Source organism: Curtobacterium sp. MCBD17_040 (assembly GCF_003234805.2).
In the GTDB taxonomy this organism is placed as follows: Bacteria; Actinomycetota; Actinomycetes; order Actinomycetales; family Microbacteriaceae; genus Curtobacterium.
The window spans coordinates 3091821-3110669 of the sequence record NZ_CP126273.1 but is presented as its reverse complement, the minus strand read 5'-3'; the positions used below and the strand labels follow the sequence as shown (position 1 = coordinate 3110669).

Genomic DNA, 18849 nt, shown 5'->3' with positions numbered 1-18849 from the left:
GTGCCGGGTCGACGTCACGTGCGGGAAACACGGGCGCGGGATGATCGTCGTCATGACTCCAGCCGAGCCTGGGGACGCCATCACGCCACAAGCGACCATCGGCCTCCCCGTCACCGTGTCCATCACCCGCCTCGTCGAGCCCGACCGCATCCCGGAGGTCACCCGCTGGGTCCAGTCGGGCGTGAACCTCGCGAACCGCTACCCGGGGTTCCTCGGGTCGGGATGGGTCCGCTCGCACGCGACCTCACGCGAGTGGCACATGCTCTACCGGTTCGCCGACCACACGACCCTGGCGACGTGGGAGAACTCGGACGACCGGCTCCGGTGGCTCGACGAGGGGCGCGACCTCGTCGTGGAGTCCCGGGTGGAGAAGCGCACGGGGATCGAGGGGTGGTTCGACGTGCCGCGCGATGCGCCGTCGGACAGCGCACCGCCCCGGTGGAAGCAGGCGGTGTCGATCTGGCTCGGGTTCTTCCCGGTGAACCTCGTGTTCACGCTGCTCGTGACCACGTTCGTACCGTTCTGGCCGACGTTCCCGACCGTGCCGAAGGTCCTGCTGACGACGCTCGTCCTCACGCCGGTCATGACGTTCTGGGTGCTGCCGTTCGTGACGCGGCTCATCCGCCCCTGGTTGCTCGCGCCGCGGCGCTGACGGCCGCCGCGTGATCGGGTGCGGTCGCCAGCAGGTCCGCGACGTCGGCGAGCACCACCTCGACCCCGACCTCGGCCACGAACGACGGGTCGTGCTCGCAGCGCTCCGCGGTCCAGCCGACCTGGGTGACGTCGACGCCGCACACGGGGCAGTGCGTCGTGAAGCTCATCTCGACCCGGTGGCGCCCCCGGTCGAACGGCGCCGCGTTGACGACGTTGCCGAACCAGAAGATCCCGACCGTGCGGGTGCCGACCGCGACCGCGAGGTGCCGCGGCCCCGAGTCGTCGGCGACCATGACGTCCGCGATCGCGAGCGTCCCCGGGAGCTCCCCGAGGCCGAGCACCCCCGCGAGGTCGACGATCTGCCCGGGGCTGTCCGGACCCGCGATGTCGGTGGCCGAGCGCGCGATGGTGATCGCCGCCTCCCGGTCCGACTCGTCGCCGACGACGATGACGACGTCGCCCTGGGCCATGCGGGCGGCCGCCACCGCGGCGAAGCGTTCCTCGGGCCAACGGCGCCGAGGGTCCGTCGCGCCGGGGTGGACCGCGACGACCCGGCGCCCGGCGAGCGGTGCGCCGATCGCGTCCTCGATCCGGGCGACGGCGGCCGCGCGCTCGTCGTCGGACACGTGGACGACGGGATCGAGCACGACGGGTGCGGCACCGGCGAGCCCGGCGACCTCGAGCGCCCGGAGCACCTCGTGCTGGTAGTAGACGTAGCGGACCCAGCGCTCGAGGACCTCGGCGTCCTCGGTCGCGGTGCCGACGGTGTGTCGTGCGCCGAGGCGCAGCAGGAACGGATTGGAGTTCCGGCCGCCGCCGTGCACCTGGACGGCGAGGTCGAAGCGCCCGTGCAGTCGGGCGGTGAACGCGTCGACCTCGGCGGGGTCGGACTCCTGCCCGGCGACCTCGCGGACACCCGGCACCACGGGGAGCACCTCGACGGCGTCGATCGACGAGGGCCGGTCGGCGAGCAGCGCGGCGGCCATGGGCGTGCCGAGGAGGGTGATGCGGGCCTCCGGGTACGCGGCGGCGAGCGCGTCGATCGCCGGCATGGCGAACAGCAGGTCCCCGAGTCCACCGCCGCGCAGGACCGCGATCTCGCGCACGTCCTCGAACGCGGGCTGTGCTTGACCGATCGGGAACACCGGGCCTCCTCGTGGTGCGGCACGCCGGACGGCGCGCGGGTGCGTCCTCCTGTCTACCGGGAGGCGCTGGGTGGCGTTCCGCGCGCCGTGGTCACGTCGCCGGCCGGCGCCGCTCCTTGATCGAACCGCCCGATGCCGGTCGAACACCCGTGTTCCGCGGTTCGAACGGACGGGGCCGGTTCGAAGTGGCGCCGCGCGGTCAGGGCCGGAGGCCCGACACGAGCAGGTCGAGCAACCGCCCGACCTGCTCCTGGTCCTCCACGCCCGCGGTCGCGAGGAACACCCCGACCAGCGCGGCGGTGACGTCGTCGGCGGGGACCGCCGGGCGCAGGACGCCGAGGGCCGCCCCGGCGGCGAGGATCGTGGCGATCGCGGCGTTGACGCGCTCGCGGGTCCGGGCGCTCCCGACGGCGTCGCGGAAGGCCCCGGCACGGAGGGTCTCGGCCATGCCGCGCTTCGTGACGACGAACGCGGCGTACCGGTCCATGAAGGTCCGCAGGGCGACGTCGGGCGTGTGGCGGGCGAGGAGTGGCTCGACGGTGGCGAGGACCGATGTGAGCTCGGTGTCGTAGACCGCGGCGACCAGGTCCTCGCGGGTCGGGAAGTGGCGGTAGAGCGTGCCGATCCCGACGCCGGCGGCGCGCGCGATCCCCTCGAGCGACGCGTCCTGGCCGGTGTCGGTGAAGGACGCGCGTGCGACCTCGACGATCCTGGCGCGGTTGCGCGCGGCATCGGCGCGCGGACGACGCGCGGGCGCGGGAGCGGACGACAAAGCGGAGGTACCTCCGGATCAGTGGTAGCGTCGCGGAGAGCGGAGGGTCCTCCGCTTCCGACGACGACAGGAGCCATGATGGCAGACCACACGACGATCCCCGGAGGGACGGCGACGCTCGCCGGGCGCGCGATCGCTCGCATCGGGTACGGCGCGATGGCGCTCGAACGGTTCGACGACGACCGGGAGGCCGGGGCAGCGTTCCTCCGTCACGCCGTCGAGCTCGGGGTGGACCACATCGACACTGCCGAGTTCTACGGCGACGGGGTCGCGAACGACGTCATCCGTCGGGCGATCGGGTCCTCGGACGCCGTGGCGGTCGTCAGCAAGGTGGGGCCGGTCCGCGTCGACGCGCCGATCCCCCTCGTGCTGGCGCAGCGACCGGAGGAACTCCGTGCGCAGGTCGAGGCGAACCTCCGCACGCTCGGACGCGATCGACTCGACGTCGTCAACCTCCGCCGCCCCGAGATCGGCCCCGGTCTCACCGTGCCGGACGAGGACCTCGTCGACCTCGACGACCAGCTGGCCGAGATGACCGCGATGCGCGACGAGGGGCTGATCGGCGGGATCGGGCTCAGCGCGGTGCGGATCGAGAGCCTCCGGCGGGCGCTCCCGGTCGGCGTGGTCTGCGTGCAGAACGCGTACTCCCTCGTCGCCCGCGAGTTCGAGGCGATGCTCACGCTCTGCGTCGCCGAGGACATCGCCTGGGTGCCGTTCTTCCCGCTCGGCAGCGGATTCCCCGGCCTGCCGAAGGTGACGGACGAACCCGCGGTGCAGCGGATCGCGGCGGAGCTGGGGGTCTCCCCGGCGCAGGTCGGCCTGGCCTGGCTGCTCGGGCACGCGCCGAACACGCTGCTGATCCCCGGAACAGCGAACGCCGACCACCTCGCGGAGAACCTGGCGGCGGGCGCGGTGGAGCTCACGGCCGAGCAGACCGCTGCCCTCGATGCGCTGACGCCCGCGGCCGGCGCGCAGCGCTGACCGGACTCACGGGCGCGCGGCCGCACCGTGCGCGGGTCGTCTCCCGCTCAGGGCGCGTCGAACAGCCGATCCAGACCGCCCTCGTCGTCCGCGAGGGCGAGGACCTCGTCACCCTCGTGCAGGACGGTGTCCCGCCGCAGCCGGATGAGCCGACCCTGCCGACGCACGACGCTGATCCAGCCGTCCTCGCCGTCGAGGAGCTCGTCGACGCGGCGACCGTCCGCCTCGGACCCGTGCTGGACGACATGGCGGTGCAGTCCCTCCGGTTCCGCCGTCAGACGCATGCCGACCGCGAAGGGCTCCGGCTCGCGCACCCGCATCGGGATGTGGAACCGCCCGGCGAAGAACGGGACGAGACCGCCCTGCAGCACCACCGAGCACACCACCACGACGAAGATGATGCCGAACAGCCGGTCCGCGTGTGCCACGCCCGAGGCGAGGATCGAGAGTCCGAGCAGGATCGGCACGGCCCCCTTGAGTCCCGCCCACAGCACGAATGCGCGCTCACCCCACCGCAGGCGCAGGGGGATGCTCAGCGCACCGACGAACAGCGGCCGGACGACGAGGATCAACAGGGCCGCGATGAGGAGCCCCGGCAGGAGGACATCGGGTCGGACGACCGCGGTCACGTCGGTGCTCAGGCCGAGCAGGGTGAACACGACGATCTCCGCCAGGTTCGAGAACCCCGAGCTGAACCGGTCGATCTCGCGCTTGAACGGCGCGCGGACGTCGCCGATCAGGATGCCGGCGAGGAACACGGCGAGGAACCCGGACCCGTGCAGGAGCGTGCCCACCGCGTAGAGCACGACCGCGAATGCGAGTGTCCAGATCGAGTGCAGCGCCTCGTTCGGCAACGCGAGGCGCTGCAGGGCCCACCGGAGCGTCAGGCCGCCGAGGACGCCCACGGCCGTGCCGATCAGGAGTTGCAGCACGAACGTCAGGAGGCCCTGGGTCACCGCGTCGAGGCCGGCACCGGTCGCGGCGAGGAGGCTGACCATCAACGCGATGCCGACCGGGTCGTTCGCGCCGGACTCACCCTCGAGGATCGTGCCGGAGCGGCCCGAGATCTCGCGCTTGCCGAGCACGGAGAACACGACCGCGGGATCGGTGGGGGCGAGCGCGGCCCCGAGCAGCAACGACTGCTGCCACGGGAGCTCGAGCAGGAGGTGTCCAGCGAGCGCGACCCCCGCCGCGGTCACGGCGGTCCCCGCGACCCCGAGCCAGGTGATGGGGCCGAGCGAGTTCCGGAACCGGGACCAGCCGATGTGCATGCCGCCGTCGAAGAGGATGAAGACCAGCGCGACGCTGACGACGTGTTCGTCGAGCACGCGCGGAACGGTCTCGAGCACGGGGAAGAAGGACGACGCCGCGACCGCGGCGATGAGGAACAGCGCGGGCGACGGGACGCGGATGAGGGTGCTGAGGCGACTCGAGACGACGGCCGCGACCGCGGCGAGTCCGGCGAGCCCGACCGCCAGGGTGAACGCGTCGTCCGCGCTCACGGGCAGCGCTCGGCTCGTGGGGCGAGTGACATGGGATCTCCTCGGGAGGGTCGGTCGACGGATCGCCGACCAGTCTTCCCGGCACACCTCACGCGAACGCCCGTCCACCGTACTCCTCGCCCGCGCACCCGCCGGATGCGGACTCCAGGGCGGGCCGTGGTCGGGGGACAGGCGAGCCGAAGGGGGCCGCGATCGCGGACAGTCCCGGGACGGAGGAGCAGTGTGGGTACGTGCGGACCGATGCCCGCGCGCGTCGACGATGACGGAACGCCCATGACCGTGCCCTCGGCCGGTCGTCCCCCTGACAGAGGAGCACCCTTGGCCCTGGACACCGCGATCGCCCCCTCCGAGCCCACCGTCGAGGACAGCCTCGCGCCCCGCGTGATCGAGGTGACCAACCCGCGCGACGGCAGCACCGCCTCCCGGGTCGAGGTCGCGAGCCCGGCGGAGATCGAGCAGGCGGTCGTGCGGGCGCGGACGGCGTTCGCGACCTGGTCCCGCACGGCGCCGGGGCAGCGTGGCGCGGTCCTCAAGGCCGCAGCGCTGCACCTGCAGGAGCGTGCCGAGGAACTCGCGGCGCTCAACACCCGCGAGACCGGCAAGGTCCCCGGCGACGCCCTCGGCGGTGTGCAGGCCGGCATCGACACGCTGATCCAGTACGCGGAGCTCGGCCCGCTGCACCGCGGCGAGGTCCTGCGGGGCTCGTTCGGCGCGACGGACACCGCGAAGCCGCACCCCCGCGGCGTGGTCCTCGCGCTGACGCCCTGGAACGACCCGGTCGCCGTCGCGTGCGGGATCCTCGGTGCCGCGATCGTCTCCGGCGACACCGTCGTGCACAAGGGGAGCGAGCGCTGCCCGGCCACGGCGGCCCTCCTCAACGAGATCCTGGCCGAGGCGCTGCCCGAGGGCGTCCTCGTCGGCATCACGGGTGACGCGGCGACGGGCGAGGCGCTGCTCGCCGAGCCCGGCATCGACGTCTACGCGCACGTCGGCTCGACCGCGACGGGTGACGTCCTCGCCGAGATGGCCCTGCGCACCCGTGCCCACGTCATCCGCGAGAACGGCGGGAACGACGCGCTCGTGGTCGACGCCGACGTCGACCCGGCGTGGGCCGCCGGTCAGGCCGCGCTCGGCGCGTTCGCCAACACCGGCCAGATCTGCACGAGCGTCGAGCGCGTGTACGTCCTCCGCGAGGTCGCGGACGCGTTCGTCACCGCGCTCGTCGCCGAGGCCGAGGCGAAGACCGCCACCGACGCCGACGGCTACGGCCCCCTGGTCGACGAGCGGATGCGCAACGTGGTCCAGTCGCACGTCGACGACGCGGTCGCCAAGGGCGCCCGGGTCCTCACGGGCGGCAGCATCCCCGACGGCGCCGGCACGTTCTACCCCGCGACGGTGCTCGTCGACTGCACGCCCGACATGCTCGTCATGCACGAGGAGACCTTCGGCCCGATCGCGCCCGTGCAGGTCGTCGACGACTTCGACGAGGCACTGCGCCTCGCCGCCGACGACCGCTACGGCCTCGCCGCGACGGTCCTGACGAACGACATGGAGCACGCGCTCCGCGCCGGCGACGAGCTCCCGGTCGGCACCGTCAAGGTGAACGCCGTGTTCGGAGGCGCTCCGGGCGGCAGCGCCCAGCCGCGTGGTGCGTCGGGTGCCGGCTTCGGGTACGGCCCGCACCTGCTCGACGAGATGACGACGACCACGGTCGTGCACCTCGAATCGGCGCCGCGCCGGAGCGACCGGTGAGTGGGGACCTCCGCGTCGTCCGGGAGGTCGTGGACCGCACCCGGGACCGGCGACCGCTCGTCGTCGTGGTCGGGGACGTCATCCTCGACCGCTGGAGCGTCGGTGAGGCCGAGCGGGTGAGCCGGGAGGCCCCGGCCCCCGTCGTGCGCGTCACCGAGGTCATCGACGTGCCCGGTGGTGCCGCGAACACCGCCGTGAACGCGCGGGCGCTCGGCGCGGAGGTCCGCATGGTCGGCCTGATCGGCGACGACGAAGCCGGGAGGATCCTCCGCGCCCGGCTGGCGGCCGACGGCGTCGACGTGTCCGGTCTGGTGCCCGTCTCGCACGGCGTCACGACCTCGAAGGCCCGGGTCGTCGGCGGCGACCGGATCCTCGTCCGCGTCGACGAGATCGCCGATCCCCCGACCGAGCAGGACACGATCGCCCTCGCCCGGGCCGTGACCGCCAGCGTCCGCGGTGCCGACGCGGTCGTGGTGTGCGACTACGGGCTCGGGACGACCCCGGAGGCCGTGGTCCCCGCGGTGCTGCGCGACCGCCCGGCCGCCGTGGTCGTCGACGCGCACGACCTCGGCCGCTGGCACGACCTGCACCCCGACCTCGTGACCCCGAACTGTGGCGAGGCCGAGCAGCTCCTCGGTCGTTCCCTCGGGCAGGGGTCCGCTCGTCCCGCGGTCGTCGAGGGCCTCCGCGACGCCGTCCTCGCCGCGAGCGGTGCCGGGAACGCCATCGTCACGCTCGACAAGGACGGCACCGTGCTGCTGCCCGGCGACACCGCCGCTGACACCACCCCGGTCCGCACCCGCGCGACGCCGGCGTCCGAGCAGCAGGCGTCCGGCGCCGGCGACACGTTCTGTGCCGCCGTGTCCGTCGCGCTCGCCACGGGGACGCCCCTCGCCGACGCCGCCCGGTTCGCCCAGGCCGCCGCCGACGTCGTCGTCCGCGAGGCCGGCACCTCGATCTGCACCGCCGAGGCCCTGGTCGCCTCGGTCTCCGCCCCGGCCGACACGATCGTCGACCACGACGACCTGGCCGACGCCGTCGCCGCCGCCCGGGCCGCGGGCCGCCGCGTCGTGTTCACGAACGGCTGCTTCGACGTCGTGCACCGCGGTCACACCTCGTACCTGCGACAGGCCCGCGAGCTCGGCGACCTGCTCGTCGTCGCGGTGAACGACGACGACTCGGTCCGCCGGCTCAAGGGGCCGGAGCGGCCGATCAACACGGCGGAGGACCGTGCGGGCGTCCTCGCGGCCCTCGCGTCGGTCGACCTGGTCACCGTGTTCCCGACCGACACCCCCGTGCCGCTCATCGAGCGGTTGCAGCCCGACGTCTACGTCAAGGGCGGCGACTACTCGCCCGAGATGCTCACCGAGACCGAGGTCGTCCGTGCCTACGGTGGCGAGGTCGTCATGGTCGACTACGTCGCCGAGCACTCGACGACCGACGTCGTCCGCCGCATCCGCGAGTCCGCGCGAGCGGCCGCCGAGCGCGCCGCGGGCGAGACGGTCACCGACGCGGACGACGCCCCCACGGCGACGGAGGCGACCCCGTGACGGCCGCACGCTGGTCGGGCGAGTGGGGACGGGCCTCCCGGCCGGCACCGGAGCCCGTGGTCGACGTGCTCGTGCCGACCGCCGGACGGGTCACCGAACTCGCCACGACGCTCGCCGGGCTCGCCGGGCAGGACGAGCCGACGTTCCGGCTCGTCCTCAGCGACCAGTCGGTCGACGGTGCGCCGCTCGCCGACCCGAGCGTGCAGGCGATGCTCCGCGTCCTGGAGGCCCAGGGCCGCCAGCCGCTCGTCCTGCGGCACCCCGAGCGGCACGGGCTCGCCGAGCACCGGCAGTTCCTGCTCGAGCACGCGACCGCGCCGTACGTGCTGTTCCTCGACGACGACGTGTGGCTCGAGCGCGACTCGATCGCCCGCATGCTCGACGCGATCCGGCAGCTCGGCTGCGGGTTCGTCGGGTCCGCGGTGCAGGGGCTGTCGTACCTCGACGACCGGCGACCGCACCAGCAGACGACGTTCGAGCGGTGGGACGGGCCGGTCGTGCCCGAGGTGATCCGGCGCGGCACGCCCGGCCACGACCGCTGGCAGCTCCACAACGCCGCGAACCTCGCCCACATCGCCGCGGACCTCGACGTCCCGCACGGCGGATGGGTGCCCTACCGGGTCGCGTGGGTGGGTGCGTGCGTGCTGTACGACCGCGCGGTGCTCCTCGACGCGGGCGGGTTCGACTTCTGGCGGGAACTCCCGACGGGCCACGCGGGCGAGGACGTCGTCGCGCAGTGGCGTGTGATGGAGCGCGCGGGCGGCGTCGGCATCGTGCCGTCGGGCGCCGTGCACCTCGAGTCCCCGACGACCGTGACGGACCGGTCGGTCGACGCGCCGGACGTCCTCCTCCCCCCGATCGACGCCGAGCAGGCACTCGGTGTCGGACGACGGGAGCCCTGAGCCGCACCCGGTCCCTCCCGGGTGACGAACGGGTGGTCGTCCGACCATCCGGTGGAACGAACGACGAGGAGAACCCCATGGCAACGCCGAACCCGATCCAGATCCAGAAGTTCCTGAGCGGGATCGACTACCCCGCCTCGAAGGACACCATCGTCTCGACGGCCGAGAAGGAGGGCGCCGACGACGACGTGCTCAACGCGCTCAAGCAGATCCCGGACCAGGAGTACGACGCGCCGACCGCCGTGTCGAGCGCGGTGTCGGACGTCGACTGAGGCCGGTCCGCTCCGCGAGGGTGCACGACGCGCCGCTGCCGCTCATGGCGTGCGGCGGGTCGTGCACCCTCGTCGTTGCGGTGGCGGCGGGTCGTGCGCCCTCGCCTGCGGCGCTGGTCCTCCGACCGCGCGACCGCCTGGCGGTCAGGCCGTGCGGGCCCGGCGTCCCGCGGCTGATCGGCGTGCGGCGAGGTACTCGATCCCGAACACGTCACCGTGCTCGGCGTACCCGACCCGGCCGTCCGACTCGTACCGCATGAGGCTCTGGTAGCAGACGTAGGCCGGGCTGAACTGGTGCCACGGGTACCCGCCGACGGCGCTGCCGTGGAACTCGTACCGGCGGCCGCGGACGTCCGTCGCCATGATGTGGTTGCTCACCGGCACCATGTCGACGCGGGCGGCCTCGACCGACGCGTCGGTCAGTCCGTGCAGCTCGCCGTCCTCGACGACGTAGCCGAACCGCATGCCGTCGTAGTGCACCGCCCCGGCGTCGTCGATCGACATCGCCATCGCGACGTGGAGCGCGAACTCGGGGCCGAGCGTCACGTGGATCCACGCCGCGGCGGCGGTGCCGACCTCGGTACGAGGGCCCCAGCTCCGGTCCATGCCCTCCACGCAGTCGACCGCGTAGCGCTGACCGCGGAGCACGAGTTCGCCGGTCACACGCCCGACCGCGTCCATGTGCCCGTTGGCCCACACGTCGCCGAGGCCGGTGTCCATCGCTCCGTCGGGGACGACGAGGGGATTCTGCGCGGGGTCGTGTGTGTCGAACGGGTCGGCGATCGCGGCGAACCGGAGGTCGAGCGAGCAGGCGCCGGGGGTGTTGCTCTCGTACTGGACCGAGAAGTCCCGCGGCGCTGGGTCCGCGTGCAGGGACAGCCCGCTCGGCAACGTGAAGTCGGAGAAGCGCTCGGGCGCCGGCATGTGCACCTGCGGGTCGACGAAGTCCATGTCGTGCGCGTGTGTCGCGAACCCACCGTGCACGACGACCGACGAGATCGCGGCGCCGACCTCGGGACGGACGAGCACGTAGGCGTTGCCGAGGATGCCCGCCTCGGGCACGCTGAACACGCACACGAGTGTCTCGGCCCAGTTCGTCGCGGACGGGTCGTGGGGGTGGTAGTCGAGGTCGCGGGCGGTGATCATCGCGTCGTGACCTCGCCGTCCGCCGGCACCGCGACGTCCCCGAACGAGCTGGTCGCCTGCCGCGCCAGGACCTCGGCGATCGACCCCACCGCGCGCGGGAACCCGGTCATGCGGGCCGCCGCGAGCTCGCGCTCGGTGCTCCGACGTGCGGCGTGCGCCATGAGGGCCCGTGCGGCGTCCGCGCGGTCCGTGGTGAGCAGGTCCCGGAAGCGTCGCTCCGCACGCTTCGCGGCCGCCGTGGTGCTCGCACGGAGCTCGTCGAGGTCGTCGGGCACCTCGGTGTCGTCGGAGTCGGAGTCGGCGTCCCGCACGTCGCCGGTGTCGGCACCCGCGGACGGCGCGTCCGCGGACCCGAGCGCGGCGAGTGCCCGTTCGAGCGCGGTGGCGTCGGCGTGCTCGACGACGTCGTAGCGGTACTCCGAGGCCTGCACGTCGAGCACACGGTCGAGCGTGGCGAGGATGAGCCCGGCCTGCTCGGCGGCGAACGGTTGTGCGGGGTCGATGGCGGGCAGCACGGTCGTGGCCATGGTCCGGCGGACGGCGAGGAGCTGCTGGGCGACGGACGGGATCACGCGGGTGCTCCGATCGGTTCGGTCGCGACGATCTCGTTGACGCGGTCGATGTAGTAGGTGCCGAGGCCGGTCAGGAAGTTGCCCATGACGGCGAGGTGTGTGAGCTCCTCGGCGGCGTTGCGGGGGAGCGCCGCCGTGAGCGCGACGATGGCCCAGTACATGTTGAGCACGAGGTAGTAGCGGAGTCGTTCGCGGTCGACGCTGAGGCCCGACCGTGCCTCGTACTGCGCGATGAGGTCGTCCTCGGTGACGAGAGCCGAGCACCAGAACGTGCCGGTGGCCTCGTCCCGCTCGCCCCAGCCCTCCATCATGATGTAGGCGAGGTCGTGGTGCCGGTCGCCGAGGTACGTCAGCTCCCAGTCCAGGACGGCCGTGATACGCCCGCTCTTCTCGTCGAACAGGAAGTTGCCGTTGCGGTAGTCCCCGTGCACGACCGAGACCGTGTCGACCGTCGGTCGGTTCCGCCACAGCCAGTCGCGGACGAGTGCCACGGTGGGGTGCGGCGCGAAGGCGTCGTCGTCCCACGCCCGGTCGATCGCCGCGAGCCGCCAGTCGAGCGCGTCGGTGGTCCCCGGACGCGGGCGTTCGAACGCCTCGAGCTCGTGGGCGCTCCAGTCCACGGTGTGGAGCGCGGCGAGGTGCTCGACGAACTGCTCGGCGAGCACCGGGCGGAGCCGCGGCCCGTACGTGACGCCGAGCCCGGACGCGGTGGTCGGAGCATCGGCGGGGCCGGTGACGCCGGACACGAACTCCGAGATGAGCGACGGGGCGCCGAGCTCATCGGCGTCGTCGGTGGCCCAGTGCAGCTCGGGGACGGGCAGGACACCGTGCACCATCCGCAGGACGTCGGCCTCCCGTCGACGCGAACTCTCGACCGGCGATCCGAGGGGGTCCATCCGGAGCACGAGGCGGTCGGAGCGGGGCTCGCCGTCGACGACGCGGTCGAGCGTGAACACGAACTGCTCCTTCGAGGCGCCACCCGGCAGCCGTTCGAGGTCCCGCACCGAGAACGTCCCGTCGACGCGGCGCACGAGGAACGCGTCGAGCCGTGCGGCGAGGTCGTCGAGCTGGCTCAGGACGTACGTCGTGGTGCCACGGTGTGCGCGCTTGCGGTCGAGGGCCGCCGCGACGGCGGGTTCCAGGTGGTGTGGTGCCCAGGGATCGGTGCTCATGCCGTGCTCCTTCCGGCGCGCTGCGTCGCGGCCTGGTGGTGGTTCGACACCGTACGCGTCATCGATTGCCTCGGACCGCCCGCACCCGCGTCGCCTGGGGGAGCCGGGCGCAGTACCGTCGGACCCATGGACCGGACCGACGACCGCACCGAGGAGCTCGCGGAGCGCCTCCGGGCGGCGATCGGGACCCTCGTCCGCATCGGTCGGGGTCGCGCCGACACGCTCTCGCCGGCCCACGCGGCCACCCTCGGTCACCTCGACCGTGAGGGTCCGATGACGACGGCCGACCTGGCGCGGCGCCGCGGCGTCCGCCACCAGGGCCAGAGCCGTACCGTCATCGAACTGGAGGCCCTGGGTCACGTCGCGCGCACCGCCAGCGCGACCGATGCGCGTGCGTCGGTCATCGGCATCACGGAAGCCGGACGGCTCGCGCTCACCGCGGACCGTCGGGCACGGACGTCGTGGATGGCGCGGGCGATCGACGCCGAGCTCGACCCGGACGAGCGGGCTGCGCTCGAGCGGATGCCCGAACTCCTCGCCCGCATCGCGCAGCACACCGACGGCTGACCCGCACCGCCCGCCTCCCCTCTGCGAGATCGCAGTCGTCGCCGCTTGGACGGTTGCCAGAACGGCGACGACTACGATCTCGCGGGAGGAAGGTGTACAACATGGTTGTACACTTGACCGACGCCAACGACCAGGAGGACCCATGCGGCTCACGAAGTACAACCACGCGACCGTCGTGCTCGAGCAGGACGACGTGACGATCGTCATCGATCCCGGGACGTTCACGCCCGAGTCCGCCGAGCTCGTGCGTGGCGCGACGGCGGTGCTCGTCACGCACGAGCACTTCGACCACCTCGACACCGACGCCCTCCGCGCCGGGCTCGACGCCGCCCCGGAGCTCCGCGCCTACGTGCCCGAGGGTGTCGCGGACCAGATCGGCGGCGACCACGACGGCCGGGTCGTGACGGTCGGCGCGGGCGACACGTTCACCGTGGGCACCGTCGAGGTGCGGGTGTTCGGCGAGACCCACGCCGTCATCCACCCGGACATCCCGACGATCCCGAACGTCGGGTACCTCGTCGACGGCATCGTCTTCCACCCGGGCGACGCCTACCTCGTGCCCGGGGTCGCCGTGCCGACGCTGCTCATGCCGACGAGCGGCCCGTGGTCGCACATGCGGGAGGCCGTCGACTACGTCCGCGAGGTCCGTCCCGAGCGCGCCATCCAGATCCACGAGCTGCTCCTCAGCGAGCCCGGGCAGCAGTCGACCGTGCAGTTCCTCGGTGCGGACGGCCTCGGCGGCGTGCCGATGTCGATCCTGCCGGTCGGCGAGTCGGTCGAACTCTGACCGGGGGACGACGAGCCTGAGGACGCTGACGACGGGGACGACGGTCGAGGAGTTGGCTCGGAGCATGACCGACGACCCCACGACCGCCGTCCTCTTCGACATCGACGGCACGCTCGCCGACTCGAACTACCCCCACGTGGACGCCTGGTGGCGTGCCTTCCACGCCGCGGGGCAGCCCGTCGACGCCTGGCGCATCCACCGCTGCATCGGCATGGACTCGTCGAGCCTCCTCGACGAGCTCGTGGGCTCCGCGGACTCGGACGTCGCGAAGCAGGCGAAGGAGTTCCACACGGCGTACTACCGGGAGCACTTCCAGGAGCTGCACATCCTGCCCGGCGTGCACGACCTGCTCGAGGAGGTCGCCCGCCGCGGGCACAAGGTCGTCCTCGCGACGAGCGCGCCCGAGGCCGAGCTCGCCATCCTCCGCGAGCTCCTGCAGATCGAGGACACGATCGAGGTCGTGACGAGCGGTGGTGACGTCGAGCAGGCGAAGCCGGACCCCGGGATCATCCAGCTGGCGCTCGAGCGCTCCGGGGCCGATCCCGACCACGCGATCATGGTCGGTGACTCCAAGTGGGACGTCATCGCCGCGGGCCGGGCCGGCGTCGCCGCGATCGGCGTGCTGTCCGGCGGCATCTCCGAGGCGGAGCTCCGTGAGGCCGGGGCCGTGGCCGTGTTCGACGACCCGGCCGCGATCCTCGCCGGGATCGACGACAGCCCCATCGGACAGCTGGGAGCGTGACGACGTGACCGACGTCGACGCAACGCCGTACCCGGAGGACCGGGACCCCATCGACGCGACCTCCCTCGCGGGACGCGCGGACCGCATCCTCGACCCGGGGGCTGACGACGTCGCCGTGACCCGGTCGGAGGAGCGACTCGTCGTGCGCACCGACACCGTCCCCGTGCGCCGCGTGCGGATCCGCAAGGTGATCGTGTCCGAGGAGCGGACCGTCACCGTCACCGTGCGGCGTGAAGAACTCCGCGTCGAGGAGGAGCCGCTCGACGGGACCGACGTCGTCGACCCGGGCACGGTCCTCCCGATCGGCTCGGGCGACGCGATCGAGCTGGTGTTGCACGAGGAGCAGGTGGAGGTCGTCACCCGCGTCGTCCCCGTGGAGCGTGTGCGCGTGGTCACGGACGTGGTCACCGAGCAACGGTCGCTCACCGAGACCGTCGGGCACGAGGAGGTCGACGTCGTCGACGAGGACCTGACCGACCGGCACTGAGCGGCGTGCGGGTCGGGAGGGCCGCCCACACCTGCGAGGATGGTCCGTCGTGATCACCATCGAACGCGTCGCGTGGGAGGACCCGCGGGCCGTCGCGCTCCGCGCCGCCATGGACGACGACATGCACGCCCGGTACGGGGTCGGCGACGGCACCGAGGACCCGGCGCGCGCCGCCGAGCGGGAGCGTGCCCTCCACGTCGACCCAGAGACGGTCGTCGCGGCGATCCTCGCGGTCGACGAGCGCGGCGAGGCCGTCGGGCACATCGCCGTCCGGTGGCTCGGGGACGAGCTCGAGCTCAAGCGCCTGATCGTGCTCGCGGCGGCGCGCGGGCAGGGTGCCGCCACGGCCCTCCTGGCCGAGTCGGAGGCCGTGGGGCGCGAGGTCGGCGCACACCGGCTCGTCCTGCAGACCGGTGACAAGCAGCCCGAGGCCGTCGCCCTGTACGACAAGACCGGCTGGCGTCGGATCCCGATCTACTCCGCGGCGTACGCGCGCACGATGCCGTTCTCGATCTGCTTCGACAAGCACCTGGACTGAGGTCGGCCATGCCCCAGAAGATCATCCTCGACTGCGACCCGGGCCACGACGACGCCGTGGCGATCCTGCTCGCCCACGGCAGCCCGGAGATCGAGCTGCTCGCCGTGACCACCGTCGTCGGCAACCAGACGCTCGCCAAGGTGACGCGGAACGCGCTCGCCGTCGCGCGGATCGCCGGGATCACCGACGTGCCGTTCGCGGCGGGCGCGGACCGGCCGCTCGTCCGGACCATCGAGCACGCCGCGGACATCCACGGGGAGTCCGGGCTCGACGGGCCCGTCCTCCCCGAACCGTCGATCGAGCTCGACCCCCGGCACGCCGTCGATCTCATCATCGACACCGTCATGGCGCACGAGCCGGGCACGATCACGCTCGTGCCGGTCGGTGGTCTGACGAACATCGCGCTCGCCGTCCGCAAGGAGCCGCGGATCGTCGAGCGGGTCCAGCGGGTCGTCCTCATGGGCGGCGGCGTCCACGTCGGCAACATGACCCCCGTCGCCGAGTTCAACATCGCGATCGACCCCGAGGCCGCGCAGATCGTGTTCACGGCGGGCTGGGACGTCGTCATGGTCGGGCTGGACCTCACCCACCAGGCGCTCGCGACCCCCGACGTCGTCGCGCGCATCGCGGCACTCGGCACCGGGCCGGCTCGGTTCGTCGACGAGCTCATGGGGTTCTTCGCCGACGCGTACCGCGACGTGCAGGGGTTCGACGCCCCACCCGTGCACGACCCCTGCGCGGTCGCGCACGTCATCGACCCGACGATCGTCCGGGCCGTGCGGATGCCCATCGCCGTCGAGACCACCGGCACCCTGACCACCGGCATGACCGTCGCCGACCTGCGAGCGCCGGCGCCCGAGGACTGCCGGACCTCCGCCGCGCTCGAGCTCGACCGCGACCGGTTCTGGGACCTCGTCGTCGACGCACTCGAGCGGATCGGCGAGGGCGGCGTGGGGGACGCGGACCCGGTCGCCGTCGCCGACGGGATCGACGCGTGACGGGCCTCCCGGCCGACGGGGCGGACACGGTCGGCACCGCTGCTCCGGATCGGGACGTCCTGGAGGCCCGCGGCCGCGTCGTCGTGGTCGGCTCGCTCAACGCGGACCTGGTCGTCCGGACCGCGCGGTTCCCCCGCGCGGGCGAGACCCTGCGCGGCGAGGACCTGCGGATCCTGCCCGGCGGCAAGAGCGCCAACCAGGCCGTCGCGGCCGGTCGGCTCGGCGGCGACGTCGCCCTCGTCGGCGCCGTGGGCGACGACGCGAACGGCCAGCTCCTGCGCGGTGCCGTGGCCGACGCCGGCGTGGACGTCGCCGGTGTGCGCGTGCTCGAGGGCAGCGCGACCGGCACCGCGGTCATCACCGTGGACGCCGCCGGCGAGAACACCATCGTCGTCTCGCCCGGGGCGAACGGGCGGCTGTCCGCCGCCGACGTCGACGCCGCCCACGGGGCGTTCGCGGGCGCGGCCGTGCTCGGACTCTGCCTCGAGGTCGACATGGAGGTCGTACTCGCGGCCGCCCGCCGTGCCCACGCCGCCGGGACCACGGTCGTGACGAACCTGTCGCCGTTCGGGCCCGTGCCCGAGGAACTCCTCGCGCTGACCGACGTGCTGCTCGTCAACGAGCACGAGGCCGCGCAGCTCGTGACGCCGGCGGGATGCACCGCGGCGGACGCGGGGGCGGACGACGGCGCGGCGGACGGCGGTGCGGAGGACGTCGGGCGGCTCGCGGGCCTCCTGGCCGATCGCGGGGTCGACCCCGCGGTCGTGACCACCGGGAGTGCCGGGTGCGTCGTGCTCGACCGCGGCGCGGAGCCCGTCCGCGTTCCGTCCGTCCGCGTCGACCCCGTCGACACGACGGGCTGTGGCGACGCGTTCACCGGCGCACTGGCGATGCGGCTGGCCGCCGGGGACGACCTCGTGACCGCTGCTCGGTTCGCGGTCGTGGTCGGCGCGTTCGCCGCCACCCGGCTCGGCGCGCAGTCGTCCTACCCGACGATCGAGGAGTTCGACGCGTTCCTGGCCGATCACGCCTGAGGTCGCGTTGTCCCCCGGGCGCTCAGGCGGCCCCAGCCGGTTCGCGTAGACGAGCGGCATGACATCCAGGTTCCGAGGACAGGTCGTCGTGGTCACCGGGGCGTCGAGCGGCATCGGCCGCGCGACCGCCCACGCCTTCGCCGAGGCCGGCGCACACGTCGTGCTCGCCGCCCGGGGACGCGAGAGCCTGGAGGCCGCGGCCGAGGAGTGCCGGGCTCGCGGAGCCGAGGCGCTCGCCGTGCCCACCGACGTGTCCGACGCCGAGCAGGTCCGGGCGCTCGTCGCGGCGACCATCGCCCGGTTCGGACACATCGACGTGTTCGTCGGGAACGCCGCGCTGTTCGCGTACGGCCTGTTCGAGCAGGTGCCGGACGACGCGTTCCGCCGGGTCATCGAGACGAACCTGTTCGGGCACGTCAACGGCATCCGCGCCGTCCTCCCGCACTTCCGGGAACGCGGTCGCGGGACCTACGTGCTCGTCGGGTCGATCCAGTCGCTCCTGTCCGCGCCCTACCAGTCGGCGTACGTGACGAGCAAGCACGCGGCGCTCGGCCTGGCGGACGTCCTCGGCGACGAGTTCCGCGGGACCGACATCCACTTCCCGATGGTGCTGCCCTCGACGATCGACACCCCGATCTACCAGCACGGCGCGAACTACACGAACCAGAACTCGCACCCCATGCCGCCGGTCGTCAGCCCGCAGCGCGTGGCCAAGGCGATCATGCGTGCCGTCGTGCACCCGAAGCGGAACACGTACGTCGGGCTCGCGCAGGCCGCCCTCGTGCCGCTCGAGTTCGCGCTGCCGCCGCTGTTCCACGCGATCACGCGTCCGGCCGTCGAGATCTTCGCGCTCCGTGGGCACGGCGCCCCGAGCGACGGCAACCTCTACGGTCCCGACGACGCGTCGAACGCCACCGACGGCGGATGGCGCGCGAGTGCCCGGCGGAAGTGGGTGCCCGTCGTGCTCGGCGCCGCTGCCGTCGGGGTCGTCGCGCTCGCGGGCGGTCGTTCGCGGCGCTGACCGCGGAGCCCCGCCTGGATCGACGCTGGTCGCGCCGGACCCTGACCCTCGGAATGGGGGTCCGGACGATCGTTCATGTACCCGTACTGTTCGGAATGTTCTCGCTGGGACGCGCGGGGTACGAAGGACGCGTCCGGCGATCGGGGTTCTGCCTTTGGGCGCGTCTGTGCGTGCGTTCGAGTCGTTGTCTGTTCGGGGTCGGTTCGGCGCAGCGCTGGCGGTGCTCATCGCGTTGGTCGCGGCGCTGTTGGTGGC

20 protein-coding genes are annotated in these 18849 nt (G+C 73.2%); 14 read left to right on the top strand and 6 right to left on the bottom strand.

The window, feature by feature from the left end; all coding sequences use genetic code 11:
- The first annotated feature begins 52 nt into the window (after nt 1-52).
- Nucleotides 53-652, top strand: a complete 600-nt coding sequence (locus DEI94_RS14575) for a putative antibiotic biosynthesis monooxygenase (protein ID WP_111025921.1) — start codon at nt 53-55, stop codon at nt 650-652.
- Here DEI94_RS14575 and DEI94_RS14570 read toward each other — a convergent pair.
- Together DEI94_RS14570 and DEI94_RS14565 are read right to left on the bottom strand one after the other, a co-directional pair.
- Nucleotides 618-1799 carry a glycosyltransferase family 9 protein gene (locus DEI94_RS14570; protein ID WP_258377941.1) on the bottom strand — a complete coding sequence of 394 codons (1182 nt, stop codon included), beginning with the start codon at nt 1797-1799 and terminating at the stop codon, nt 618-620. The two genes, DEI94_RS14575 and DEI94_RS14570, sit on opposite strands and share 35 nt — an antisense overlap.
- 199 nt (nt 1800-1998) lie before the next feature.
- Complete coding sequence (locus DEI94_RS14565; RefSeq protein WP_111025778.1) at nt 1999-2571, bottom strand: TetR/AcrR family transcriptional regulator; 573 nt, start codon at nt 2569-2571, stop codon at nt 1999-2001.
- A 78-nt stretch (nt 2572-2649) separates the two neighbouring features.
- Here DEI94_RS14565 and DEI94_RS14560 point away from each other — a divergent pair, with 78 nt between their 5' ends.
- On the top strand, nt 2650-3552 hold the full coding sequence (locus DEI94_RS14560; RefSeq protein ID WP_111025777.1) for an aldo/keto reductase: 903 nt from the start codon (nt 2650-2652) through the stop codon (nt 3550-3552).
- Between the two features lie 47 nt (nt 3553-3599).
- Here DEI94_RS14560 and DEI94_RS14555 read toward each other — a convergent pair whose 3' ends face one another.
- Complete coding sequence (locus DEI94_RS14555; protein WP_111025776.1) at nt 3600-5054, bottom strand: cation:proton antiporter domain-containing protein; 1455 nt, start codon at nt 5052-5054, stop codon at nt 3600-3602.
- A 324-nt stretch (nt 5055-5378) separates the two neighbouring features.
- Between DEI94_RS14555 and DEI94_RS14550 the strand changes: the two genes are divergently transcribed.
- The 4 genes from DEI94_RS14550 (at nt 5379) to DEI94_RS14535 (ending at nt 9530) form a co-directional block, all read left to right on the top strand.
- Nucleotides 5379-6806, top strand: coding sequence for an aldehyde dehydrogenase family protein (locus DEI94_RS14550; protein ID WP_502869679.1), 1428 nt, complete (start codon nt 5379-5381; stop codon nt 6804-6806).
- Nucleotides 6803-8356, top strand: a complete 1554-nt coding sequence (gene rfaE2 / locus DEI94_RS14545) for a D-glycero-beta-D-manno-heptose 1-phosphate adenylyltransferase (protein ID WP_111025775.1) — start codon at nt 6803-6805, stop codon at nt 8354-8356. Before DEI94_RS14550 ends, rfaE2 begins: the two co-directional genes overlap by 4 nt.
- Nucleotides 8353-9258 carry a glycosyltransferase family 2 protein gene (locus tag DEI94_RS14540; RefSeq protein WP_111010664.1) on the top strand — a complete coding sequence of 302 codons (906 nt, stop codon included), beginning with the start codon at nt 8353-8355 and terminating at the stop codon, nt 9256-9258. Before rfaE2 ends, DEI94_RS14540 begins: the two co-directional genes overlap by 4 nt.
- Before the next feature lie 77 nt (nt 9259-9335).
- Complete coding sequence (locus tag DEI94_RS14535) at nt 9336-9530, top strand: DUF2795 domain-containing protein (RefSeq protein ID WP_111010710.1); 195 nt, start codon at nt 9336-9338, stop codon at nt 9528-9530.
- 144 nt (nt 9531-9674) lie between these two features.
- Here DEI94_RS14535 and DEI94_RS14530 read toward each other — a convergent pair whose 3' ends face one another.
- Genes DEI94_RS14530 through DEI94_RS14520 form a run of 3 tightly spaced genes read right to left on the bottom strand, consistent with a single transcriptional unit; the run spans nt 9675 to nt 12420 of the window.
- Nucleotides 9675-10676 (bottom strand): DUF7064 domain-containing protein, encoded by a 1002-nt coding sequence (locus DEI94_RS14530; RefSeq protein ID WP_111025774.1) that lies wholly within the window; start codon nt 10674-10676, stop codon nt 9675-9677.
- The gene (locus DEI94_RS14525) at nt 10673-11248 is read right to left on the bottom strand and encodes a hypothetical protein (RefSeq protein ID WP_111025773.1); all 576 of its coding nucleotides are present in this window, start codon (nt 11246-11248) and stop codon (nt 10673-10675) included. Before DEI94_RS14525 ends, DEI94_RS14530 begins: the two co-directional genes overlap by 4 nt.
- On the bottom strand, nt 11245-12420 hold the full coding sequence (locus DEI94_RS14520) for a phosphotransferase family protein (RefSeq protein WP_111025772.1): 1176 nt from the start codon (nt 12418-12420) through the stop codon (nt 11245-11247). The genes DEI94_RS14525 and DEI94_RS14520 overlap by 4 nt, the downstream gene beginning before the upstream one ends.
- A gap of 126 nt (nt 12421-12546) precedes the next feature.
- Here DEI94_RS14520 and DEI94_RS14515 point away from each other — a divergent pair, with 126 nt between their 5' ends.
- The 8 genes from DEI94_RS14515 to DEI94_RS14480 all read left to right on the top strand — a co-directional run bounded on the left by DEI94_RS14515 (nt 12547) and on the right by DEI94_RS14480 (nt 18594).
- Nucleotides 12547-12987: a MarR family winged helix-turn-helix transcriptional regulator gene (locus DEI94_RS14515; RefSeq protein WP_111010668.1), complete on the top strand. Its 441-nt coding sequence runs from the start codon at nt 12547-12549 to the stop codon at nt 12985-12987.
- Between the two features lie 142 nt (nt 12988-13129).
- Nucleotides 13130-13774 (top strand): MBL fold metallo-hydrolase, encoded by a 645-nt coding sequence (locus tag DEI94_RS14510; RefSeq protein WP_111025771.1) that lies wholly within the window; start codon nt 13130-13132, stop codon nt 13772-13774.
- A 64-nt stretch (nt 13775-13838) separates the two neighbouring features.
- Nucleotides 13839-14516, top strand: coding sequence for an HAD family hydrolase (locus DEI94_RS14505; RefSeq protein WP_111025770.1), 678 nt, complete (start codon nt 13839-13841; stop codon nt 14514-14516).
- Between the two features lie 4 nt (nt 14517-14520).
- Nucleotides 14521-15003 (top strand): DUF2382 domain-containing protein, encoded by a 483-nt coding sequence (locus DEI94_RS14500; RefSeq protein WP_181441717.1) that lies wholly within the window; start codon nt 14521-14523, stop codon nt 15001-15003.
- Nucleotides 15004-15052: 49 nt separating this feature from the next.
- Complete coding sequence (locus DEI94_RS14495) at nt 15053-15541, top strand: GNAT family N-acetyltransferase (RefSeq protein ID WP_258377939.1); 489 nt, start codon at nt 15053-15055, stop codon at nt 15539-15541.
- 8 nt (nt 15542-15549) lie between these two features.
- Nucleotides 15550-16539 (top strand): uridine-preferring nucleoside hydrolase UriH, encoded by a 990-nt coding sequence (uriH, locus tag DEI94_RS14490; RefSeq protein WP_111025768.1) that lies wholly within the window; start codon nt 15550-15552, stop codon nt 16537-16539.
- 59 nt (nt 16540-16598) lie between these two features.
- Entirely contained in the window at nt 16599-17573 is a 975-nt protein-coding gene (locus DEI94_RS14485) for a ribokinase (RefSeq protein ID WP_111025914.1), read from the top strand.
- 58 nt (nt 17574-17631) lie between these two features.
- A complete protein-coding gene (locus DEI94_RS14480; RefSeq protein ID WP_111025767.1) occupies nt 17632-18594 on the top strand; it encodes an SDR family NAD(P)-dependent oxidoreductase in 963 nt (320 codons plus the stop codon).
- Nucleotides 18595-18849 lie beyond the last annotated feature (255 nt).